The organism is Stenotrophomonas sp. STEN023 (genome assembly GCF_056760135.1).
The window spans coordinates 1-20,880 of sequence record NZ_JBRREF010000081.1 but is presented as its reverse complement, the minus strand read 5'-3'; the positions used below and the strand labels follow the sequence as shown (position 1 = coordinate 20,880).

The following is a 20,880-nucleotide window of genomic DNA, read 5'->3' as shown; positions in this document are numbered from 1 at the left end:
GGCCCGGCGCCTGGCCCGGCTGGGGCCCCCCCCCCCCGCACACCCGCACCATGGCCTGGCCTCTACAGGTGTCGCAGATCACTTGCAGGCAGCAAAACAAGCCATGTGAAAGGAATTGTTAAAAAGCGCTGGCGCGCCCCTGCCGAAGTCTGTATGATTCGCCCACACCGCGGGAATAGCTCAGTTGGTAGAGCGCAACCTTGCCAAGGTTGAGGTCGCGAGTTCGAGTCTCGTTTCCCGCTCCAAATCGGAAAGGGCCCCCACAGCGGGGTCTTTTCATGTCGAGGCGGTGTAGTGCTTCGGCGGTGCAATAGTTTGGCCTGGTAGCAGAGTGGTTATGCAGCGGATTGCAAATCCGCGTACGCCGGTTCGATTCCGACCCAGGCCTCCAAGTAGTAAGCAGAAAGCCCTGAGAAATCAGGGCTTTTTTGTTTTCTGCGATTTCTCATCGGCCCACGTATGTCGAGTGCTTGTGTGCGAGTTCATACGCGCCGGGGAGGCATGCAAGTGGCAGGCAAGGTCTGCTGTCAGTTGTCGGTCCGCGCGCGGATCTCATTCTCAAGGTGAGCGAAGGCGCGCCACTCGATTGCCTGCAGCCGCGTGCGATCTGCTTGTGGCAACGAGCTGCTCAACAGCGCTGCGCCGAAGTCGCTCAGTACCGCCTCGCCAGTGGCCGGATTCCACAGGATGTTGTGGGCATACACATCGCCATGCAGCACGTCGTGCGCATGCAGATGGGTAAGCGCTGCGCGAATGCAGTCAAGCAGGCGTTCGGCGATGGCGGGCATAAAGCGTGTGTCCGCTGCATAGACATCGCGTGTGCAGCTGACGAGGCTGGGCGGGCCGGCCAGGTTGACGTAAACCGGAGGGAGCAAGGGCATCGCCACCGCCAAGCGGCCTTCCGGATGGCCTGCAACCATCGCCAGTGGTGCAAGCAGGTTCGGGTGGCCGGTTGCAGCCAGACCTGCGGCGAGCTCCGACTGCGGCGTGCCATCGCTGGTGAACGCCGCCTTGAATACTTTGATGGCAATCGCTTCGCCGCTGTTCTTGAGTACTGCGCGATGGATGTGGCCGCTGGCCCCTTCGCCGAGCAAGTTGCCAACCTCCAGCTCGTCATAGCGGATGGCATGGTGGTGCGCATCCGCCAGCGCAGTGTGTTCGGCAACTGCTGTCAGCGGATTGCCAGCCAGCGCCGGCCACGCCAGGCTCGGCAGCGCGAACAATGTCGCTGGCACTTCCTCGAAGTGATTGCTGGCAATCCGCAGCAGTTCCAGTGCCTTGCAATCACTCAGGTCGGGCAGGGCTGTGAGTTGGTTGCAGGAAAGCATCAGCTTCTGCAGTCGTGGCCGCTGGCCAAGTGCTGGCGGCAGGTCGCGAAGCTGGTTGTCGGTGAGGATCAGCCAGCGCAGCCGTGCTGGCAGGCTGCGCTCGGACGCCTGCGTAATCGCACAGGCCTTGAAGCCAATCATCTCCAGCTGCCCGCAATCGCCAAGCGCAGCTGGCAACTGCGTGAATGGGTTGTTGGAGCAGAACAGGATGCGCAGCTTGTGCAGCCGGTGCAGGTCATCGGGTAGCGCGCTGAGCTGGTTGCCGGACAGATCCAGCACCTCCAGCGATTGGGCCAGGGCGAACAGCGGCTGCGGGAATTCGGTCAGGCCCAGATTGACCAGGCGAACAGTCCGGGCGCCGTTGAGTGCGCCGTTTTTGAGATCTTCAAGGGTATGCATGCCGTGCGAGTGTACCGGCACCGCCCGCACACAAGGCTGTTGTGGGAGCGGCCTCAGCCGCGAAGCCGGCAGGTCATCAGCACAGGCTTTTGTAGGAGCGGCGTAAGCCGCGAAGCCGGTAGATCATCAGATGGCATGGACGCCCATGGCTCAAGCAATGTCAGCTTCGCGGCTGACACCGCTCCTACAGGCAGGCCAGGCTTTCGTCCGGGTGCGGCGTCTTTTGTGGGAGCGGCGTCAGCCGCGAAGCACCTGGACCATCAGATGGCACGGATGACCATGGTTCAAACAATGTCAGCTTCGCGGCTTACACCGCTCCCACAGTTCCCACAGCGCGCGTCCTGTTAAATGCTTGCAGCGGTGAATGCTGCCAGCACGACGCACAGCAGCGTGATGCCTGCGAACGCCAGCGGCTTGATGCGCAATCCAGATAGGGCGCCATCGCCACCACTGGCCGGGCGGGCGCGATGGATCAGGTCCAGCGGGTAGTGGCTGGCGGCCATGGCATCGTCGCAGGCGTCCATGCAGTTGCCGCACGCAATACAGCTGATCGAGCTGCCATTGCGGATATCCAGCCCGATCGGGCAGGCCGCTACGCAGGCGCCACAGTCGATGCAGTCACCCAGATGGACCGGGCTGAAGTTGGGCATGGCACCGGCGATCGCCGGGTGGGCGGCGCGGAATACGTAATCGGCGGCCGTGGTTGCGTCCAGCAATCCGCGCGAACGATGCAGCACGCTGGCATTGTCGCGGTCGCGGGGACCGCGCGGCTCACCGCGGGGCGCGTTGTACTGGATGCAGGGCGTGCGCGCATCGGCGATCAGGCCCTGTACGCGGCTATAGGGACAGAGATAGCTGCAGACCTGTTCGTGCAGGTAGACCACGTTTGCCCAGGTCGCCAGGCCGTAGAAGCTGATCCAGAAGCATTCCCAGCCGCTCAGCGAGAACGTGAGTGCCCCGTGCACGAGCTTGTCGATAGGGCTGAAGTAGCCAACAAAACTGATGCCGGTCCACAGCGCGATCAGCGCCCAGAGCGCATGCCGTAGCGGCGCTCCCAGCGGCTTTGCCGAGCCGCGGAAATCGGTGAGGCGGGTCAGCCTGCGGAACAGGCGGGTCAGCACCGTCTGCGGGCAGGCATAGGTGCACCACAGGCGACCATGCAGGCTGGTGACCAGGCAGAGCAGGGCCAGTGCCGCGATGGCAAGCCATAACAGTGGCAGCGACTGCTCCGGTTGCATCGATATGCCGGCGACCTGGAACTGGCGGGCGTCGATGTCAAGCAGCAACCAAGGCGTGTCACCCCAATGCAGCCACGGCAGGCCGTAGAACGCGACCAGCATTGCCGTGGTGGTGAGCTGGCGCAGGGTATCGCGCTTGCGGGTGGTGCCTGCGCTGGCTTCACCGATGCTGCGCAAGGGCCTCATTCGAAGGATTCCTCCTGCTCGCGTGCAGGGCGTAGCAGCAAGGCGGTTACCGCACAGGCGCACAAGCTGCCGGCCCAGAACATGAAGAAGCCCAGCGAGTAGCCCAGCTCACGGCTGATGGCATGCTGAGGGAAGCTGATCTGCTGCAGCTCCAGCGGGTCGATGAACGCGAAAAAGAGCGCCGACATCACTGCCGCGGCAAAGAAACTGGGCCACACCACGGCGCCCAGGCGTTGGATCATCGGTAGCGAGCGGCTGCTGCTGGAGTCGGCTGGAACGGTCATTGAGGATTCCCGGGGACCTCGTTGCGAAGGAATAGAATCGAGGCCCGCAGTGCTGCGTTCTGGCAGTAGCTGATGACCCAGTGTGCGAGGCTAGGGGCTGTGCAGGCGGCCGTCTTTGATCCTGATCAAGCAGGCCATGGCCGGGCGTAGTAGGTTCTGGTTAGCTGACGGGAGGTGTGTTGTGCGGGCTGGGCCGGATGTATGCAGCGAGGAAGAGGTTGAGCAACTGGTGCGGCGCTTCTACGCGCGGGTGCGCGAGGACGCGGTGTTGGGGCCGATATTCGAGGCACGGGTACATGATTGGGAGGCGCACCTGCAGCAGTTGGTGGATTTCTGGTCGGCCTTGCTGCGCGGCACCTCGCGTTTCAGTGGCACACCGATGCCCAAGCATCTGGCCATCCCCGGGCTGGAATGGCCGATGTTCGAACGCTGGTTGGCGCTGTTCACACAGACCACCGCCGAGCTGGGGAACCCCGCGATGCAGGCCTTGGCCGATGAGGCGGCGGGACGGGTTGCCGCCTCCATCTGGCGTCGTTACCACACACCATCGTTCCCGATACTCTGAATGGTTCGCTAGCCGGCTCCATTCATGAATAGGCCCAATTGATCTAACTCAAGGCGAACAGCCGGGTGCGCAGGCAAGCTGCGCGCATGAACACGCCGCTGCTGACGACCTCAAACGCCCTGGGCTGGACTTTCGATGCGGACCTGCTGCGCCGGCATGATCGTCCCGGCCCGCGTTACACGTCCTATCCGACCGCGCCACATTTCCACGACGGTTACGGGCAGGCCCAGTTCTGTGCGGCGGTAGCGCGCAGCAACGCGGTCGGGCGGCCGATGTCGCTGTATGTGCATGTGCCGTATTGCAGCAGCCCGTGTTTCTACTGCGGCTGCAACCGCGTCATCAGCCGGGATCGCAGCAAGGGTGAGCATTACGTCGACCAGTTGCTGGTGGAAGCGGATTGGCTGGCACCACTGTTCGCGCGCGAACGTGAAGTGGTGCAGTTGCATCTGGGTGGCGGTACGCCGAATTTCCTCGAGCCCGCGCAGCTGCGTCGACTGCTTGCCGGGCTGCAGAAGCTGTTCAATTTCAGCCAGAGCAGTGCGCGCGATTTTTCGATCGAGCTGGACCCGCGCTCGGTCAGCGTGGACGACATCGCCGTGCTGGCGGAGTTGGGCTTCAATCGGGCGAGCCTCGGCATCCAGGACTTCGACTCGAAGGTGCAGCAGGCGATCAATCGCGTGCAGGACGTGGGCGAGACGATGGCCATCATCCAGGCCTGCCGCGACAACGGCATGCGCTCGGTCAACGTGGACCTGATCTACGGCCTGCCGCTGCAGACGCTTGCTGGTTTTGGCAGAACCCTGGACACGGTGATCAGTGCGCGTCCGGATCGCCTGGCGATTTATGGCTACGCGCACCTGCCGCATATGTTCAAGGCGCAGCGGCAGATCCAGGACCGCGATCTGCCAGATCCCGAGCAGAAGCTGGCGCTGTTGGGGCTGGCTGTCGAGCGGTTGTCGGCTGCCGGTTATCAGTACATCGGCATGGATCATTTCGCCTTGCCGGAAGAAGACCTGTCGCGCGCGCCGCGCGCCGGCAGCCTGCATCGCAATTTCATGGGCTATACCACCCATGCCGACAGTGACCTGCTGGGGTTGGGCGTCAGTGCGATCAGCCACATCGACAACAGTTACAGCCAGAATCCGCGCGATCTCAAGGAGTGGGAGGCCAGGATCGCCGAGGGCGGTTTGCCGGTCTGGCGCGGGCTGGAACTGGATGGCGACGACCTGCTGCGGGCAGAACTGATCCAGCAGCTGATGTGCCATGGCAGCGTCGATGGCCGCGCGCTGGCGCGCCAGCATGATGTGGATTTCGATATCTACTTCGCCGAGGAGCTGATTGCCCTGCAGCACCTGCAGGATGATGGCTTGGTCAGCTACAGCGACGGTGTGGTCGCCGCCACCGAGCAGGGGCGGCCCTTGCTGCGCCTGATCGCGATGTGCTTCGACCGTTACCTGAAGGCCGCACAGCAGCCTGCACGCTACTCGCGGGCCATCGGCTGATCGCTGTTGCCGACAGGGGTCGGCACCATAGCCAATCTTCGTGATTCACAATTGGGCTTCAATCAGGCACGCTATTGCGATGCCCGGATGGCGAAACTGGTAGACGCATCGGACTTAAAATCCGCCGGCCGCGAGGCCATGCCGGTTCGATTCCGGCTCCGGGCACCATTGCAGCACAAGGGTTTCGGCCAGTTGTGCTGCAACTACCGCAAAACGTGCTGTGCAGTTTTTGTGCAGTTCACTCCAATTTCCCCATCGCATCAGCCAGGTGTTCGGGCGCAAGGTGCGCATAGCGCCGAGTCATTGCAGTGGACGTGTGGCCCAGGATCTCGGCGACAGTGTGCGACGGAACGCCGGCCTGCACCAACCACGACGTGCACGAATGACGAAGATCGCGCCAGCGCACCGACTCCATCCCGAGCGCCGCGCGCGCAGCCTCCCATGAACTACGCACGCCATCCTCGGTGATCGGCAGCGGCAGCCTCTTTGCGATCTCCAGCACCTTAGGATGCAGCGGCACCATCTGAAGGGTGGATGTCTTGCTGCTGCGATCGAGCCGGATAAAGCCCTTCTGCACTTCATGCTTGGTGAGGCGGAGCAGGTGGCCACGCCGAATGCCGGTGTACGCAGCCAGGCGCACGTAGTCGACGGCCAGTGGGTTGGGGCAGGCCTGCGCCAGCGCTTCCACCTGAGCAGCAGTCAGGAATGTCTCTCGCGCCTTTTCTGGCAGCAGGGTGATTGCGGCCGGGCGCTCCAACCAACCCCATTCGCGCCAAGCCATACGCGTGATCTGGCGCAGGATTCGGGCCTTGTGGTTCACCGTTGCCGGCGCCTTCTCCATGTCGGCAGCCTTGATCTCCGCCCACACTTGCGAAACCTCGGATAGCTTCCTGCCTGCAACGTAGGGAAGCAGCGCCCGGCAGTGCGCCTTGGTCTTTGTCGCTGACCGCAGGCGCGGCACGTGGTCTAGCAGCCACTTTTCCAGCGCCTCGGCGATCAGGCGCTCCGGCTCACGACCAGCCGCAACGTCTTTGACGGAGGCGAGCCACTTTCGCTCGTAGGCTTTCGCGTCCGCGTGGCTCCAGTGCCGAGAAATTTTGCGATCCGTTCGTCCGCCGTAGCAGACGGTGACTTGATAGTGGCCGTTGGCACGCTTGGTGACTGGCATGTACTTAGCTTCCTTTTTGCCCGCCCGATTTTCAGGTCGATGGGGTGAATACGATCGGATTTCGCGCTGGTCCCGAGACGGGACGCGTCCAGCTCGCCGGCATCAATGGCCCGTCTGAGCGTCTTGGTCGACACTCCCGAGCTCTCCGCAGCCTGGGACAGCGTCAGTAACCTCTCAGCCGTGCTCATGGGCTTCTCCTTCCAGCGCCGCGCGGGCGCTGTTGATTCGGTTGGTGGTCAACCCAGGTGGCTGTGCGCTGGCAGCTGCGTGGTCAAGTCGGGGCATTGTTCGAGAAGTGGTTTCAGGAAGACCTGCGTGATGGCTCGGCCTGGTTCTTGTGCAAGCTCCGCACCCCGCTGGGCATGGACTATCACAAGGCCCGATTCGTTGACATCTACGAGGGGCCAACGCTTGTTAGCGGGAACTACTGGCTGTTCAGCGCGACGCTGGAAGTGATGCGGCGGCCGCTGTTGCCGGATGGTTCTACGGCGGTACCGGAGCTAATCCTCAATAGCGACATCTTGGATGACGCAATGAATAGGGAGTGGCCAGGGACTGGCTAAGGCTTGCAGGTCGCGCGACCATTTTGAGATTCATCCGAAAGAAAAGCGTGACGGCTAAGGTCAATTTCACATTTCGCTGGCTCATACGATGACCAAGCGCCCAATGGGGGTGCGCCTTATGGAAAAGCCATGAAAGCAATGATTGCGGGCTGTGTAGTTGCGCTGATGTGCTCTGGGTTTACTGGGTGCGCAACAACCGGAAGTTGGAGCATCGAGGGAACCTGCGACACATCGCGTAAGTGCAGCGTTGGCGGGAAGGTTGGCGGAACGTGGGGTGGAGGCGAAAAGAAGAGCATCTACCAAGGGATGATGTTGGCATTGGCTGCCAATCTTCCAGACGCAGCTCTCTTCGAGATCGACGTTAGTGGATCAAGCATCGGCTTTCCCTCGTCGGGTTTGGTGACTATGACTTTGGTGGACACCACCACGAACGTGACAATTGCCGCACAGCAGTTTCCATGGACTAAGGTGGGTGGGGCTCTGAAATTGTCTGACCCAGACGCAGTAAATAGCTGGGCGGTGGAAAAGGGTGGGACGGCGGATGAGATGAGGTACACGCTGGCGCGATTCAACGCTTCTGCACCTGCCGGTGATAATGTGATATCGGGCACTTCAAAGTACCAAGGAGTGGCGACAGCATCGTTCACATCTCGGTTCTCGGCATGCCAAACAAAAGTCAACTCACCGCTCCTTTGCGCGGATAGATAATTGCATCGATCAGAAAATCGCAGTGTGTGCAAAGCCACCCGATCCATTGGGTGGCTTTGCGTGTTGATTGGAGCTGTCGTTGCGATGGCTTTGGTGTCCGGCTGCACCCATGGATTGCGGTCGCCGGGGGCGGAGAACGTGTCTGCGAGGGGGGCATACGCTTCCTTAGTTTTCAGGCTCGGTCCGTTGCATCGGGTGGAAACCTTCTCGATCCTTCCGGGCGGCCCGGCTTCGGGTTTAGTGGTGAGAACCAAACACACGTGCGGAAGGGGAGGCGTCAAAGTTGAAGTCGATGTTCAAGGGGGAGACTTCCTGATAGCCGACGGTGACTCTCTTTGCGCAGATGTTCTCGAAGCAATTTTGTATGTGGTTGCAGGCCTTCCCGCGCGCCCGTTGGCGTACACGGCAATAATCCATGTGGCTCCCGCTGGAGTTCTTGTAGAGAAAGGGTATGTGAGATGGGGGCTATCCCGTCAGGTGGTAGCTGAATTCCACTTTCCATGGTCTGACGATTCAACCTTCTCCGGCGCCAATATTGTTGCCACCACGGCGCATGAGAGCTTTCACCTGCTCGGTTCGATGCTAGGCATGAAGAAGGAAGTCTGGGCGGATGAAGGTGCAGCCTACCTTGTTGGGTACTGTGCACAGTTCGATGCAATGGGGACGCTGCGTGTCATGGATCTTCCTTCGCTAGGTCTGCCAGAAGGCAGTCCAATGGTCACGGCAGAAATGATGAAATCAAGCTCTGCGGGCCTGACGGCTAGGAAGAGAATCGAGCTGCTGCTCGGCGGCGATACAGAAGTACGGTCAGGTACAGAGAAGGGGGCGCGGTTCGCGATGGACTGTAGGGCATCGCAGTCGTTTAGGTAGTCTGGTGGTCGTGGCGGTGCCGTAGATTCATGAGCAGTGCAATTCATGCTCCTACGGACGCGTTCGTTGGCTATCGAGCCCTTTAGCTCCCACCCAAAGACAATCCGGCCTAGTGCCGGTTTTTTTTGCAAGAGATAGCCATGACGATCTTGAACAGGCTCTATGCCTCATCGGGAGGCGAGGTCCTGCACGAGACTATGCAGGTCGATGCCGGACCGCTACGGCCGAACGACAATTCGGACCGCAAACTATATCTCGATCTGTTCCGGCCGGGACTGCCGAGCTTGGCTCGGCATTGCTGGGATGCGCTTGGGAGACGATTGGGTTTGCCGCCTGATATCCTTTCCGCAATCCGATCACACGGCCTTGTCCTGCAAGGCTTTCGAAAGGCCAGTTTGGTGCGCTTTGCGGAACAGAAAACAGCCTGAAACCCTTGGTGCGTCTACATTCTTGTCCGGACTTAAAATCCGCCGGCCGCGAGGCCATGCCGGTTCGATTCCGGCTCCGGGCACCAGTTCGCAACCTCAGGGGATGGCATGAGCGCCGAGATCACCGCCGCGGCAGCGCCGCAGATTGCCATCATCGGGCTGGGCTATGTCGGCCTGCCATTGGCAGTTGAGTTCGGTAAGACGCTCGATACCCTTGGGTACGACATCGATACAGCCCGTGTTGCCGAGCTGCAGGGCGGACACGACCACACCTTGGAACTGGATGACGCCGAGCTCGCCGCTGGCGCCCTGGCGCGATACACAGCGAACAAGGCTGATTTGGCGGCGCGCAATGTCTTCATCGTCACCGTGCCGACGCCGATCGACGCGTACGAACAGCCGGATCTCGCGCCGCTGCGCAGTGCCAGTGCGCTGATCGCTGCGGTGCTCAAGCGTGGCGATCTGGTGATCTACGAATCCACCGTGTATCCGGGTACGACTGAGGAAGTCTGCGTGCCGTTGCTGGAGGAGGGCTCCGGGCTGCGTTTCAACCAGGATTTCTATTGTGGTTACAGCCCGGAGCGGATCAATCCGGGCGACCGACAGCGGCGTCTTCCGGATATCAAGAAGATCACCTCCGGCTCCACGCCCGAGGCAGCGGCCGTGGTGGATGCCTTGTATCGGCGCATCATCACCGCCGGCACCTGGCCGGCATCATCGCTACGCGTTGCCGAGGCGGCCAAGGTGGTGGAGAACATCCAGCGTGATGTGAACATCGCCTTGGTCAACGAGTTGGCGCTGATCTTCGACAAGCTCGGCATCGATACCTTGGACGTACTGGAAGCGGCAGGCACCAAGTGGAATTTCCTGCCATTCCGGCCCGGCATGGTGGGTGGGCACTGCATCGGTGTTGATCCGTATTATCTGCTGCACAAGTCCGAGAGCGTGGGTTATCACCCGGACCTGATCCACACCGCGCGACAGGTCAATAACCGAGTCGTGGCGCATGTGGTCACCCGCGTGCGTGGCCTGCTGGAAGGCCGGAACAAGCCGCTGCAGAACGCACGGGTGCTGGTGCTGGGCGTGACCTTCAAGGAGGATTGCCCGGACCTGCGCAACAGCCGTGGTCTGGATCTGGTGCAGATGCTCGCCGCTGCCGGCGCGCAGGTGGATGCCTTCGATCCCTGGGCCGATCCGCGCAATGCGCACGATATGGGCGGGGTAGAGCTTGTGAAGGCACCGCAGCAAGGTGCCTACGACGCAGTGGTGCTGGCCGTGGCACATCAGCAGTTCCGTGCCTTCGACGAGGCCCGGATCCGTGCCCTGGGTGTGCCGGACATGGTGGTCTACGACGTGAAATCGGCCTGGCCGAGGCAAGTAGTGGACGACCGGTTGTAGAATCCGCCATCCGTGTTGTTCGAGGACGGTAATGCATCGTTATCTGGTTTATGTGCTGGCACTGATCCTGCTGCCAATATCACTGGCGCTGGCTAGCCACTGGCCCGCTTGGTACTGGGGCGTTGGCCTGTTCGGACTGATGGCCTTGCTCGGGACCTGGGATGTACTGCAGCGTCGCAGCGTGTTGCGGCGCAATTACCCGGTGCTGGCGCACTTCCGTTACGGCTTTGAGTCCATCGGCCCGGAGATCCGCCAGTACTTCGTGCAGAGCGACCTGGAGGACGTGCCGTTCTCGCGCCAGCAGCGCCAGTTGATCTACCAGCGTTCGCGCAATGAAATGGATGTGGTGCCGTTCGGCACGCTGCGCAGTGCGTATGCGGTGGACTACGAATGGATCAACCATTCCCTGGCACCGACCAGCATTGCCCACCATGATTTCCGCGTGGTGATCGGGCCTGATCGCGCCAAGCCGTACTCGGCCAGTGTGTTCAATATCTCGGCGATGAGCTTTGGTTCCTTGTCGGCCAATGCGATCCGCGCGCTGAACAAAGGCGCGAAGCTGGGTGGTTTCTGCCATGACACCGGTGAAGGTTCGATCTCGCCGTATCACCGTGAAAACGGTGGTGATCTGGTCTGGGAAATCGGTTCGGGTTACTTCGGCTGCCGCGATGAGAACGGACGTTTCAGCGAGGAGCGGTTTGTCGAAAATGCGAGCTCCGATCAGGTCAAGATGATCGAGATCAAGCTGTCGCAGGGTGCAAAGCCTGGCCACGGCGGTGTGTTGCCGGCAGCGAAGGTAAGCGCCGAGATCTCCGCGACCCGCGGCGTGCCGATGGGCGTCGACTGCGTGTCGCCATCCAAGCATTCGGCGTTCTCCACGCCGATTGAACTGCTGCAGTTCGTTGAGCGATTGCGTGAGCTGTCCGGTGGCAAGCCGGTTGGTTTCAAGCTGGCAATCGGCCACCCTTGGGAATGGTTCGGCATCGCCAAGGCGATGCAGGAAACCGGGGTACTGCCAGACTACATCGTGGTCGACGGTGCTGAGGGCGGCACTGGCGCCGCACCGGCCGAGTTCATCGATCACGTTGGCGTGCCGATGAATGAAGCGCTGATCCTGGTGCACAACACCCTGGTTGGGCTTGGCCTGCGCGACCGCATTCGCCTGGGTGCGGCCGGCAAGGTGACCACTGCGTTCGATATTGCCCGCACCATCGCCTTGGGCGCGGATTGGTGCAATGCCGGGCGCGGCTACATGTTCGCGCTGGGCTGCATCCAGTCGCTCAGCTGTCATAACGACAAATGCCCGACCGGCATCGCTACCCAGGACCCGAGCCGCTGGCGCCATCTGGAGCCGGAGGACAAGGGCCAGCGCGTGTTCAATTACCACCAGAACACCTTGCGCGCGCTGCGCGACCTGCTGGGTGCTGCGGGTTTGCACGATCCTTCCGAGCTGGGGCCGGAGCACATCCTGCGCCGCGTATCGCCGGTGGAAATTCGTTCGCTGGCCAGTTTGTACCGCTACCTGGCACCGGGCGAGTTGCTGAAGCAGGTGCCCGAGCACACGGTCTTCCGCGAGTACTGGGCCGAGGCGCGCAGTGATTCGTTTACCCCGCCGTCGCGAGTGGCAGCGCTGCGTACAAGCAAGATGTGCTGAGCGGCCCGCATTTTGTGACTTTGTGGGACTTGTGGGAGTGGCGTAAGCCACGAAGCCTGCAGCAATGAAGCTGCGGGTTTTTCTGCAATCGGATTGATCTTTGGTTTCGCGGTTTACACCGTTCCCACAACGGGCGGCGTTGTCGGTGAAGCCTCTGCCGACCATGGGTCGGCACTACAGCCAGCGGATCACACCTTCTGCGGCACGTTGTCCGCTGGCGTAGCAGGCGGTCAATAGATAGCCGCCGGTGGGGGCTTCCCAATCCAACATTTCGCCAGCGCAGAACACGCCTGGCTGGGCGGTGAGCATCAGTCCGTCATCCATCGCTTCCAGGCGCACGCCACCAGCGGTACTGATGGTTTCGGCCATCGGTCGGGGGCGCAGCAACTGCAAGGGCAGGCGCTTGAGGGTGCGGGCGACGGCTTCCAGATCATTGCCAGCATCCTTGCCCAGTACTTCAAACAGCAGCCCGGCCTTGGCTGCATCCACGCCCGTGGCGCGACGCAGGTGCTCACCGAAGCTGCGGCCCTTGCGTGAGCGGCCCAGATCGGCGAGCAGGCGTGCTTCATCGCGGCCGGGCACCAGATCCAACTCCAGCGTCACCGCGCCATTGCGATTGAGGGTTTCGCGCAGGTCGGCGGCCAGTGCATAGATCAGGCTGCCTTCAATGCCGTATTCGCTGACCACGCATTCGCCTTGCAGCGACTGTGCGTGTCCCTGCAGGTCAGTCCAATGCGCGATCACGGGTTTGATCGGCGCGCCGGCATGACGGTCGCGGAAGTGCGTGGTCCAATCGATGTCGAAGCCACAATTCGCTGATTGCAGGGGTGCCGTATCCACGCCGCGCTCCTGCAAGACCGGCATCCAGCTGCCGTCGGAGCCCAGTTCCGGCCAGCTGCCGCCACCCAGTGCCAGCACGGTGGCATCGGCCTTGATGCTGATCTCGCCGTCGGCGGTAGCCACACGCAGGCTGCCGTCCGGGTTCCAGCCCAGCCAGCGATGCTGCACGTGGAAGCGCACGCCTTGTTCCTTCAATCGGCGCACCCAGCCGCGCAGCAGCGGTGCTGCCTTGCGGTCCACCGGGAACACGCGGCCGGAACTGCCAACATAGGTTTCCACGCCAAAACCCTGCGCCCAGCGGCGCAGGGCATCGGCATCGAAGCCGTCCAGCCAGGTTGCGACTTCGGCCTGGCGTTCGCGGTAGCGGCTGTCAAACAGCGGGCGCGGGTCGGAATGGGTGAGGTTGAGCCCACCCTTGCCGGCGATCAGGAATTTGCGCCCGGGCGAGCCCTTGGCTTCGTACAGGTTGACCGCCACGCCTGCCGCGCGCAGGCGCTCGGCGGCAAACAGGCCGGCCGGGCCGCCGCCGATCACGGCAACGGTTTTATCAGCGAGGTTTGACATCAAGCAGTTCTACATCGAAGACCAATGAGGAGCCGGCCGGGATCGGGCCAACGCCGCGGTTGCCATAGCCGTACTCAGCCGGAATCATCAGGGTGCGCTTGCCGCCGACCTTCATGCCGACCACGCCCTCGTCCCAGCCGCGGATGACCTGCTTGTCGCCAAGGTTGAAGCTGAACGACTCGCCGCGATCGACGGAGCTGTCGAACTTCTCGCCGTGCTTGTCAGGCTTGCGCTCGTCGTAGATCCAGCCGGTGTAATGCACGCTGACCTTGCTGCCTGCGACTGCTTCAGCGCCGGTACCGGGCACGGTGTCGATCTGCTCGAATTTGGCGATCGTGCCGCCCGGCGGTGGGCCCGGCGGGGTGCAGCCGGCGGCCAACAGCGACAGCAGCAGCGGGATGAACAGACGGCGCATGGCACGCTCCGTTGGAAAGGGGCGTGCAGGGTAGCGCATCGCCGCCGGGTATCATGGCGGCATGGCCAAACTGCTACTCAATCTACGTAATGTCGGTGACGACGAAAGTGCCGAGGTCGCCGAACTGCTCGACCGCAACGGCATCGCCTGGTACCGCACCGAGCCCAGCCCCTGGGGCATTTCCAATGGCGGCATCTGGCTGCGCGAGAACGATGATCTGCCGCGTGCGAAAGAGTTGATGGCGCGCTATCAGGCTGAACGCGGGCAACGGGTGCGTGAAGAGCGGGAGGCGGCGCTGCGTGATGGCAGCGCGGAGACGTTCGGTTCGATGTTGCGCAGCCGGCCATTGTTCGTGGTGGCGGTGCTGCTGGGCATGGTGGTTGTGTCGGCCTTGGTGTTGCTGCCGTATTTCCTGCTGCGGGGGTAAGGGCGCTCAGCGCCCGCCCTTGCTCCGTAGGGGGAGGGTTGGGGAGGGGTTGGTTTTGGGCCTTTCAAGCGCTGCCAGCTTCGCGGCTCACGCCGCTCCTACAACGGCCGTCGGGCCGGTCGTTTAAACTATGCGCATGATCGTCAATACCGCTGCCTATCTTTTCGTTCCGCTGGCTGATGCCGAAGCCTTGACCGCCACCTTGCATGAACGCGCAAAGGCGCTGGAGCTGCGCGGCACCATCCTGATCGCGGAGGAGGGCATCAACCTGTTCCTTGCCGGCAGCAGCGAAGGCATCGATGGCTTCTACAGCCAGCTCAAGACCGATGCGCGCTTCGCCGACATGCGCATCAAGTACAGCCACAGCCAGATGCAGCCGTTCGCGAAGCTGAAGGCCAAGTTCAAGCCGGAAATCATCAGCTTCCGCCGTGACGACGGCCAGCCGTTGGATTACCCGCGCGCCCCCAGCGTAGCCCCGGCCACGGTGCAGCGCTGGCTGCGGCAAGGCCACGATGACGACGGCAAGCGGGTGGTGATGCTGGATACGCGCAACTGGCAGGAATTCGCACACGGCACCTTCGAAGGGGCGCTGACCCTGCCGATCGCCAAGTTCACTGATCTGCCAGCCGCGCTGGAGCCGCACCGCGAATCACTGGCCGATGCCACCGTGGTCAGCTTCTGCACCGGCGGCATCCGTTGTGAAAAGGCTGCGCTGTGGATGCAGAACGATGGCATGCACAACGTGCTGCAGCTGGAAGGCGGCATCCTTGGCTACTTCGAGGAAGTTGGCGGCGAAGGCTATGACGGCCGCTGCTTCGTGTTTGATGAGCGCGTGGCGCTGGATGCACAGCTGCAGCCGCTGGTGGACCGGCAGGACGAAGTCCAGGCCTGAGAACGTACCGGTTTCAAGCCTGCACGGGCAGGGCGTGGGAAACAGTGTCCCGGTGGAAGTCGCGGTGACTGCATGGAGAATGCAAGGACAAACCCCATGTCCTTTGCATCGTCCATGGAGACCGCCGAATGATCCCACTTTCCATTCTTGACCTGGCCCCGGTCTGTGAGGGCTCCAGCCCGCAGCAGGCCTTCGCCAATATGCTGGAACTGGCCCAGCACGCCGACCGCTGGGGCTATCACCGCTATTGGCTGGCCGAGCACCACAACATGCCCGGCATTGCCAGCGCCGCGACCTCGGTGCTGATCGGGCATGTGGCTGGTGGTACCTCGCGTATCCGCGTGGGCTCGGGTGGAGTGATGCTGCCCAACCATTCGCCGCTGCAGGTGGCCGAGCAGTTCGGCACGCTGGCCTCGTTGTATCCGGACCGCATCGATCTGGGCCTTGGCCGCGCACCCGGCACTGATCAGCCTACCGCGCGCGCCTTGCGCCGCTATTTCGACAGCGCAGACCAGTTCCCGCAGGACGTTACCGAGCTGCTGCATTACTTCGCGCCGGTACAGCCCGGGCAGACGGTACAGGCGGTGCCCGGTGGCGGCATCCCGGTGCCGGTCTGGTTGCTGGGGTCGAGCCTGTTCAGTGCGCGGCTGTCGGCAGCGATGGGCCTGCCGTTTGCGTTTGCTTCGCACTTCGCCCCGGACTCCATGGATGAGGCGCTGGCGCTGTATCGCCGCGACTTCCGTCCTTCCGAGCACCTGCAGGCGCCTTACGCGATTCTGGCATTGAATGTGGTTGCCAGTGATTCGGAGGCCGAATCGAAGCGCTTGTTCACCAGCCAGCAGCAGGCGTTCGTCAATCTGCGACGTGGCACGCCGGGGCGTATCCCGGCGCCGGTGGATGACATCGAGGCGTTCTGGGCGCCGCATGAGAAGGCCGGTGTCGAGCGCGCCTTGGCCTGCAGCATCGTTGGCGATGCGGCGCAGGTAGCTGAAGGGCTGATGGCTTTTGTCGAGCGCCATCGTCCTGATGAAATGATGCTGGCTGCCAATATCTACGACCCTGCAGCGCGGCTGCGTTCGTTCGACCTGGCGATGCAGGCCTGGCAGCGCGTGGCAGCGGCGTAAGCCGTTCTGCTCCCTCCCTTTGGCGGTAGCCAAGGGGAGGGCTGGGGAGGGGTGATTTTTCGCTGGTAAAGCCTCTGCCGAGCATGGCTCGGCACCGCCGTGGACCGGGGGGGTCAGCTGGTCAGGCGCTCGAACAGTGCGATGCTCTCGCTTATCAGCTGGCCTGACCCCAATCCGAAGAACAGGCCGGCGGCAATCGCTGCCAGCCAGTTGAACAGCATCAACGCGCCATCGCGTTCGATCAGCGCCAGTGCGAACAGCAGCAGCTGGAAGCCGAACAGATAATTGGTGAACGGAATCGGCAGCGACAACAGCAGGCCGACCAGCAACAACAGCACGCCGGTGAGCATGCGTGCCGGCAGTGGCACGATCAGCACCGCCAGTCGTGGCTTCAGCATCCGGTCCAGGCGCTGCAAGGGCCGGCTGATCTTGCTGAGGAACTTGTGCACGGTGCTGCGCTTGGGTCCGCGGCGGGCAATGAAGCCCGGCAGCCAGGGGCGCGACATGCCGAACAGCAGCTGGCTGCCGATCAGGAACACCAAGGGGCTGCTGACCGCGCCGCCGATGCCCGGGATCGGGATGAAGGCCGGCAGGATGGCGATGAACAGAAATACGCCGAAGGCGCTCTGTTCCAGGCCTTGCAGGACCTTGCCCAAGGGCAGGTGTTCATCCGGATTGCCGTGTTCGAACATCGCCAGCAAGGTGCGAATGCCTTCATTCCGGTAGCCGCCGCTCGCTGTCCTGGTGGCGTCCGGCGCGCTGCCGTCCGGGTCAACCGGTGGTGTCATCAGCGTCTTCTTCCGGCAACCGGCTCAGCAGCAGCTTGTCGATACGGGCACCGTCCAGGTCGACGATTTCGATGCGCCAGCCGGCCCAGTCGAAGTACTCGCCGGCATGCGGAATACGGCCGAAATAGTGCATGCACATGCCGGCCAGCGTGTAGTAATCGCCTTCCTCGGCGTCCGGCAGCTCAGCACCGTTCATCAGTTCCTGCAGGTCATCCACCGGCAGCGAGCCATCAACCAGCAAGGAGCCGTCTTCGCGGGTGACCACCAGTGCATCGTCATCGGTGTTCTCGGTGGCCTGCAGGCGGCCGACCACAGCGCCCATCAGGTCGGAGATCGTCACCAGGCCCTGGATCTCGCCGTACTCGTCTACCACCAGCGCCATCGACTGATGTTCTTCGCGGAAGATCTCCAGCAGCTTCATCGCGTGGGTGGATTCGGAGACGTACAGGGTCTCGCGCAGGTTCTCGAACAGGTTGTGGCTGCCGCCGCTGAGGCGGGTCACCAGGCTCTTGACCTCGAGAATGCCGGCGATGTCCTGGTCGTTGCCGCGATACACCGGGTAGCGCGAGAACGAATGGTCACGCATGGCGTGCAGGTTCTTTTCCGGGTCGGCGTTGGTGTCCAGCCAGGCGATGCGGTTGCGCGGTGTCATCAGGCTGTCGGCGGTGCGGTCGCCCAGGCGCATGACGCGGTTCATCATGTCGCGCTCGTGGCTGTCGATCACGCCCTGCTCGTGGCTTTCGGCCACCAGCATGCGGATCTCTTCTTCACTGACCGAGGCCGACTCGGTGTTGCCCAGGCCAAGCAGGCGCAGCACCAGTCGGGTGGAGTGCGACAGCAGCCAGACGCCGGGGGCGGCGATGCGCGCCAGCCAGCTCATTGGCACCGCGACAATGCCGGCGATGTCTTCGGAACGGGTCAATGCAACTCGCTTTGGCACCAGTTCGCCGAAGATCAACGTCAGATAGGTGATCAACGCGACGGCCAGGGTCTTGCCGAGGAATTCGGACCAGGGCTGGGTGGCGCCAAACAGCGAGAAGTTCGCCGACAGCGCCGGGAACAGGGCCTGCAGCTGCTGGGCAATGGCGCCACCGATGGCGTCGCCGCCGTAAACACCGGTCAGGATGCCGATCAGGGTGATGCCGATCTGCACCGTGGACAGGAAGTTCTCGGGCTTTTCGGACAGGGCCAGGGCGCGTGCGGCGCGCTTGCTCGAGCCGGCCAGCTGCTTCAGGCGGCTCTTGCGCGAGGTCATGACCGACATTTCGGACATGGCAAAGAAGCCGTTGAGCAGAATCAGGGCCAGTACGATGAAAAATTCAAACACGGGTCTCTCCCCGGGTTGGTGACAGGGAGGGCGGGTGTGTGCAGTGGCGGCGGCCGCTCAGGGGCGGGATCCGGCGCTGTGGCGGGGGATAAGGGTCGTCGTCCATAGGGTGCGCCGCGAGGGCGCCGGGCGATATTAGCAAACCCCCGGGGCTCTGGTACGGCCGGCTGTTCACATTTCAGATGTAAAAAAGACGTCAGGAATACCCTGAATGCCATCTAGCCGTCATAATTCGCCCTTGGTGCCGTCCCTCCCGCGACGGCGAATAGGCTCCCCATGTTTTCGTTGCAGACCATCTTTGGCTCCGGCAAGCAGTTCTATACCTACCTCGACGAGGCCGCGCAGGCCGCCTATGACGGTGCCAAGGCACTGCACAGCATGATGCGCGAGGCCGATCGTCAGCCGGCGCTGGATGCATTCAAGCTCGCCCGTCTGCGCGAACGCGCCGCCTCGGACAAGATCAGCCAGGCCTTGGTTGACAGTTTCATGACCCCGATCGAGCGCGAGGACATCGAGGCGCTGGGTTCGGCGCTGTACAAGATTCCCAAGCAGATCGAGAAGTTTGCTGACCGCTACTCGCTGGCCGTGCAGCATCTGGACCAGATCGACTTCGCCCCGCGCGCAGCGATGCTGGAGCAGGCCGCCGGCGTGGTGGTGGAGATGGTCAACGACCTGCGCCACATGAACCTGGATCGCATGACCGCGCTCAATGAGAAGCTGCGTTCGCTGGAGAACGAAGCCGATCGTCTGATGCTGGAGCTGTACCGCGACATCTACTCCGGTCGCCTGGACAACCTGCAGATGTTCCTGCTCAAGGAATTCTTCGAGATCCTGGAAAAGGCCATCGACCGTTGCCGCGAAGCCGGCGTGGTGGCTTACCAGATCGTGCTCAAGAACAGCTGACGGGGACGCTCTATGCTCACCCTCGTCCTGGTGGTGATTCTGGCCGCGCTCGTCTTCGAGTTCATCAACGGCTTCCACGACACCGCCAATTCAATCGCCACCGTGGTGGCAACCAAGGTCCTGTCGCCCGGTTGGGCGGTGATGTTGGCCGCTTTCATGAACCTGATCGGCGCGCTCACCGGTACCGCCGTCGCGCTGACCATCGCCAATGGCCTGCTCAACACCGATGTGGTCGATGTGACCCCGCAGGTGATCCTGTGCGCGCTGCTGGGTGGCATCGTCTGGAACCTGATCACCTGGTGGAAAGGCCTGCCGTCTTCGTCTTCGCACGCACTTATTGGTGGCCTGTGTGGCGCCGGTCTGGCTGCTGCGCATAACAACTGGGATGCGCTGATCTGGTCGCAGAACGTCGGCAACTGGGCGCAGAACAAGGGCCTGTTGTGGAAGGTGTTCGTGCCGATGATCACCTCGCCGATCGCCGGCTTCCTGCTCGGTATCGTGGTGATGTGCCTGTTGTGGGCGATCATTGCCGGCATGGCCCGCGTTGGCGGCGTGCTCGGTCGTCTGGCCCGTCCGCGTTGGGTCAATGCCTTCTTTGGCAAGGCGCAGATCGTATCGGCGGCGTACATGGGCTTTGCCCACGGCCATAACGATGCGCAGAAGACCATGGGCATCATCGCCATGACCCTGGTCGGCGCCGAGGCAACCGGTGCACTGAACGACCTGCCGTCGTGGCTGGCCTTCATGCATCCGGATGCGAACGCTGGCAACGGCATCGCCATGTGGATCGTGTTGACCTGTGCGGTGGTGATGGCGGCCGGTACCGCTTCGGGCGGCTGGAAGATCATCAAGACCCTGGGTCACAAGATGGTCAAGCTGCACCCGATCCACGGCTTTGCCGCGGAGACCAGCTCGGCCACCATCCTGACCCTGGCTGCGCACTTCGGCATGCCGGTCTCGACCACCCACAGCATCTCCACCGCGATCATGGGCGTTGGCTTTGCCAAGAACCCGCGTTCGCTGCGTCTGGGTGTGATCGAGCGCATCCTGTGGGCCTGGATCCTGACGATCCCGGCGGCAGGTGGCTGTGCTTACCTGATCCTGCGTCTGTTCGAAATGGTGGGTTGGAACTGAGTCAGTCGGCTCGCAGTCTGCAAACAAAAACCCGCCAGTGATGGCGGGTTTTTTGTTGGGTAGAGCGGGGTGTTGTTGTGCTGTTTGTGGGAGTGGCGTAATCCCCGAAGCAGGCACCCCTGGCAAACCACCAGTTTTTTTGCGAACGGATGCTGTGCGAGCTTCGCCGCATACG

The 20,880-nt window shown here is 62.5% G+C and carries 21 protein-coding genes and 3 tRNA genes; 16 read left to right on the top strand and 8 right to left on the bottom strand.

The annotated features are described in order from the left end of the window. Positions 1 to 169: 169 nt before the first annotated feature. Positions 170 to 245: transfer RNA gene (locus tag ACVOLV_RS18205), tRNA-Gly, on the top strand. Positions 246 to 317: 72 nt separating this feature from the next. Beyond that, positions 318 to 391: transfer RNA gene (locus ACVOLV_RS18200), tRNA-Cys, on the top strand. A 136-nt stretch (positions 392 to 527) separates the two neighbouring features. On the opposite strand, the gene ACVOLV_RS18195 is transcribed toward ACVOLV_RS18200, so the two are convergent. The 3 genes from ACVOLV_RS18195 to ACVOLV_RS18185 all read right to left on the bottom strand — a co-directional run bounded on the left by ACVOLV_RS18195 (position 528) and on the right by ACVOLV_RS18185 (position 3,435). Then, positions 528 to 1,727 (bottom strand): leucine-rich repeat-containing protein kinase family protein, encoded by a 1,200-nt coding sequence (locus ACVOLV_RS18195; protein WP_481555588.1) that lies wholly within the window; start codon positions 1,725 to 1,727, stop codon positions 528 to 530. Between the two features lie 344 nt (positions 1,728 to 2,071). Then, on the bottom strand, positions 2,072 to 3,151 hold the full coding sequence (locus ACVOLV_RS18190; RefSeq protein ID WP_481555587.1) for a 4Fe-4S dicluster domain-containing protein: 1,080 nt from the start codon (positions 3,149 to 3,151) through the stop codon (positions 2,072 to 2,074). Beyond that, a complete protein-coding gene (locus ACVOLV_RS18185) occupies positions 3,148 to 3,435 on the bottom strand; it encodes a hypothetical protein (protein WP_481555586.1) in 288 nt (95 codons plus the stop codon). Before ACVOLV_RS18185 ends, ACVOLV_RS18190 begins: the two co-directional genes overlap by 4 nt. A gap of 181 nt (positions 3,436 to 3,616) precedes the next feature. On the opposite strand from ACVOLV_RS18185, the gene ACVOLV_RS18180 reads away from it, so the two are divergent. The 3 genes from ACVOLV_RS18180 to ACVOLV_RS18170 all read left to right on the top strand — a co-directional run bounded on the left by ACVOLV_RS18180 (position 3,617) and on the right by ACVOLV_RS18170 (position 5,670). After that, positions 3,617 to 4,000 carry a group III truncated hemoglobin gene (locus ACVOLV_RS18180; RefSeq protein ID WP_481555585.1) on the top strand — a complete coding sequence of 128 codons (384 nt, stop codon included), beginning with the start codon at positions 3,617 to 3,619 and terminating at the stop codon, positions 3,998 to 4,000. Between the two features lie 86 nt (positions 4,001 to 4,086). Beyond that, positions 4,087 to 5,502, top strand: coding sequence for an oxygen-independent coproporphyrinogen III oxidase (gene hemN, locus ACVOLV_RS18175; RefSeq protein ID WP_481555584.1), 1,416 nt, complete (start codon positions 4,087 to 4,089; stop codon positions 5,500 to 5,502). An 81-nt stretch (positions 5,503 to 5,583) separates the two neighbouring features. Continuing rightward, positions 5,584 to 5,670, top strand: a tRNA-Leu gene (locus ACVOLV_RS18170). 70 nt (positions 5,671 to 5,740) lie between these two features. On the opposite strand, the gene ACVOLV_RS18165 is transcribed toward ACVOLV_RS18170, so the two are convergent. Further along, complete coding sequence (locus ACVOLV_RS18165) at positions 5,741 to 6,670, bottom strand: tyrosine-type recombinase/integrase (protein ID WP_481555583.1); 930 nt, start codon at positions 6,668 to 6,670, stop codon at positions 5,741 to 5,743. 245 nt (positions 6,671 to 6,915) lie between these two features. Between ACVOLV_RS18165 and ACVOLV_RS18160 the strand changes: the two genes are divergently transcribed. The 6 genes from ACVOLV_RS18160 (at position 6,916) to ACVOLV_RS18135 (ending at position 12,291) form a co-directional block, all read left to right on the top strand. Beyond that, positions 6,916 to 7,233, top strand: a complete 318-nt coding sequence (locus ACVOLV_RS18160; RefSeq protein WP_481555582.1) for a hypothetical protein — start codon at positions 6,916 to 6,918, stop codon at positions 7,231 to 7,233. 129 nt (positions 7,234 to 7,362) lie between these two features. Continuing rightward, positions 7,363 to 7,941, top strand: coding sequence for a hypothetical protein (locus ACVOLV_RS18155; RefSeq protein WP_481555581.1), 579 nt, complete (start codon positions 7,363 to 7,365; stop codon positions 7,939 to 7,941). A gap of 84 nt (positions 7,942 to 8,025) precedes the next feature. Continuing rightward, positions 8,026 to 8,811 (top strand): hypothetical protein, encoded by a 786-nt coding sequence (locus tag ACVOLV_RS18150; protein WP_481555580.1) that lies wholly within the window; start codon positions 8,026 to 8,028, stop codon positions 8,809 to 8,811. A 140-nt stretch (positions 8,812 to 8,951) separates the two neighbouring features. Continuing rightward, the gene (locus ACVOLV_RS18145; protein WP_481555579.1) at positions 8,952 to 9,239 is read left to right on the top strand and encodes a hypothetical protein; all 288 of its coding nucleotides are present in this window, start codon (positions 8,952 to 8,954) and stop codon (positions 9,237 to 9,239) included. 108 nt (positions 9,240 to 9,347) lie between these two features. Further along, entirely contained in the window at positions 9,348 to 10,637 is a 1,290-nt protein-coding gene (locus ACVOLV_RS18140; protein ID WP_481555578.1) for a nucleotide sugar dehydrogenase, read from the top strand. 31 nt (positions 10,638 to 10,668) lie between these two features. After that, positions 10,669 to 12,291 carry an FMN-binding glutamate synthase family protein gene (locus ACVOLV_RS18135; RefSeq protein WP_481555577.1) on the top strand — a complete coding sequence of 541 codons (1,623 nt, stop codon included), beginning with the start codon at positions 10,669 to 10,671 and terminating at the stop codon, positions 12,289 to 12,291. Between the two features lie 174 nt (positions 12,292 to 12,465). Here the strand turns inward: ACVOLV_RS18135 and ACVOLV_RS18130 are convergent, their stop codons facing one another. Continuing rightward, positions 12,466 to 13,695 (bottom strand): TIGR03862 family flavoprotein, encoded by a 1,230-nt coding sequence (locus ACVOLV_RS18130; protein ID WP_481555576.1) that lies wholly within the window; start codon positions 13,693 to 13,695, stop codon positions 12,466 to 12,468. After that, positions 13,679 to 14,110 (bottom strand): FKBP-type peptidyl-prolyl cis-trans isomerase, encoded by a 432-nt coding sequence (locus ACVOLV_RS18125; protein WP_481555575.1) that lies wholly within the window; start codon positions 14,108 to 14,110, stop codon positions 13,679 to 13,681. The genes ACVOLV_RS18130 and ACVOLV_RS18125 overlap by 17 nt, the downstream gene beginning before the upstream one ends. A 61-nt stretch (positions 14,111 to 14,171) precedes the next feature. Here ACVOLV_RS18125 and ACVOLV_RS18120 point away from each other — a divergent pair, with 61 nt between their 5' ends. From ACVOLV_RS18120 to ACVOLV_RS18110, 3 genes are all read left to right on the top strand, one after another. Beyond that, the gene (locus ACVOLV_RS18120; protein ID WP_481555574.1) at positions 14,172 to 14,537 is read left to right on the top strand and encodes a DUF6164 family protein; all 366 of its coding nucleotides are present in this window, start codon (positions 14,172 to 14,174) and stop codon (positions 14,535 to 14,537) included. A gap of 136 nt (positions 14,538 to 14,673) precedes the next feature. Further along, on the top strand, positions 14,674 to 15,429 hold the full coding sequence (locus tag ACVOLV_RS18115; protein WP_481555589.1) for a sulfurtransferase: 756 nt from the start codon (positions 14,674 to 14,676) through the stop codon (positions 15,427 to 15,429). 128 nt (positions 15,430 to 15,557) lie between these two features. Continuing rightward, entirely contained in the window at positions 15,558 to 16,553 is a 996-nt protein-coding gene (locus tag ACVOLV_RS18110; RefSeq protein WP_481555573.1) for an LLM class flavin-dependent oxidoreductase, read from the top strand. A gap of 113 nt (positions 16,554 to 16,666) precedes the next feature. Here ACVOLV_RS18110 and ACVOLV_RS18105 read toward each other — a convergent pair whose 3' ends face one another. Both ACVOLV_RS18105 and ACVOLV_RS18100 read right to left on the bottom strand, forming a co-directional pair. After that, entirely contained in the window at positions 16,667 to 17,341 is a 675-nt protein-coding gene (locus ACVOLV_RS18105; RefSeq protein WP_481555572.1) for an exopolysaccharide biosynthesis protein, read from the bottom strand. Next, positions 17,325 to 18,668, bottom strand: coding sequence for a hemolysin family protein (locus ACVOLV_RS18100; RefSeq protein WP_481555571.1), 1,344 nt, complete (start codon positions 18,666 to 18,668; stop codon positions 17,325 to 17,327). Before ACVOLV_RS18100 ends, ACVOLV_RS18105 begins: the two co-directional genes overlap by 17 nt. 276 nt (positions 18,669 to 18,944) lie before the next feature. On the opposite strand from ACVOLV_RS18100, the gene ACVOLV_RS18095 reads away from it, so the two are divergent. Both ACVOLV_RS18095 and ACVOLV_RS18090 read left to right on the top strand, forming a co-directional pair. Next, entirely contained in the window at positions 18,945 to 19,571 is a 627-nt protein-coding gene (locus ACVOLV_RS18095) for a DUF47 domain-containing protein (RefSeq protein ID WP_057628278.1), read from the top strand. Between the two features lie 12 nt (positions 19,572 to 19,583). Continuing rightward, positions 19,584 to 20,705, top strand: coding sequence for an inorganic phosphate transporter (locus ACVOLV_RS18090; RefSeq protein ID WP_481555570.1), 1,122 nt, complete (start codon positions 19,584 to 19,586; stop codon positions 20,703 to 20,705). Positions 20,706 to 20,880 lie beyond the last annotated feature (175 nt).

Bases quoted from the DNA above. Each gene is read 5' to 3' on its own strand.
- ACVOLV_RS18125 (WP_481555575.1), bottom strand. From the start codon at position 14,110: ATGCGCCGTCTGTTCATCCCGCTGCTGCTGTCGCTGTTGGCCGCCGGC.
- ACVOLV_RS18135 (WP_481555577.1), top strand. From the start codon at position 10,669: ATGCATCGTTATCTGGTTTATGTGCTGGCACTGATCCTGCTGCCAATA.
- ACVOLV_RS18140 (WP_481555578.1), top strand. From the start codon at position 9,348: ATGAGCGCCGAGATCACCGCCGCGGCAGCGCCGCAGATTGCCATCATC.
- ACVOLV_RS18195 (WP_481555588.1), bottom strand. From the start codon at position 1,727: ATGCATACCCTTGAAGATCTCAAAAACGGCGCACTCAACGGCGCCCGG.
- ACVOLV_RS18130 (WP_481555576.1), bottom strand. From the start codon at position 13,695: ATGTCAAACCTCGCTGATAAAACCGTTGCCGTGATCGGCGGCGGCCCG.
- ACVOLV_RS18095 (WP_057628278.1), top strand. From the start codon at position 18,945: ATGTTTTCGTTGCAGACCATCTTTGGCTCCGGCAAGCAGTTCTATACC.
- ACVOLV_RS18115 (WP_481555589.1), top strand. From the start codon at position 14,674: ATGATCGTCAATACCGCTGCCTATCTTTTCGTTCCGCTGGCTGATGCC.
- hemN (WP_481555584.1), top strand. From the start codon at position 4,087: ATGAACACGCCGCTGCTGACGACCTCAAACGCCCTGGGCTGGACTTTC.
- ACVOLV_RS18155 (WP_481555581.1), top strand. From the start codon at position 7,363: ATGAAAGCAATGATTGCGGGCTGTGTAGTTGCGCTGATGTGCTCTGGG.
- ACVOLV_RS18090 (WP_481555570.1), top strand. From the start codon at position 19,584: ATGCTCACCCTCGTCCTGGTGGTGATTCTGGCCGCGCTCGTCTTCGAG.
- ACVOLV_RS18150 (WP_481555580.1), top strand. From the start codon at position 8,026: ATGGCTTTGGTGTCCGGCTGCACCCATGGATTGCGGTCGCCGGGGGCG.
- ACVOLV_RS18120 (WP_481555574.1), top strand. From the start codon at position 14,172: ATGGCCAAACTGCTACTCAATCTACGTAATGTCGGTGACGACGAAAGT.
- ACVOLV_RS18145 (WP_481555579.1), top strand. From the start codon at position 8,952: ATGACGATCTTGAACAGGCTCTATGCCTCATCGGGAGGCGAGGTCCTG.
- ACVOLV_RS18190 (WP_481555587.1), bottom strand. From the start codon at position 3,151: ATGAGGCCCTTGCGCAGCATCGGTGAAGCCAGCGCAGGCACCACCCGC.
- ACVOLV_RS18185 (WP_481555586.1), bottom strand. From the start codon at position 3,435: ATGACCGTTCCAGCCGACTCCAGCAGCAGCCGCTCGCTACCGATGATC.
- ACVOLV_RS18105 (WP_481555572.1), bottom strand. From the start codon at position 17,341: ATGACACCACCGGTTGACCCGGACGGCAGCGCGCCGGACGCCACCAGG.
- ACVOLV_RS18165 (WP_481555583.1), bottom strand. From the start codon at position 6,670: ATGCCAGTCACCAAGCGTGCCAACGGCCACTATCAAGTCACCGTCTGC.
- ACVOLV_RS18110 (WP_481555573.1), top strand. From the start codon at position 15,558: ATGATCCCACTTTCCATTCTTGACCTGGCCCCGGTCTGTGAGGGCTCC.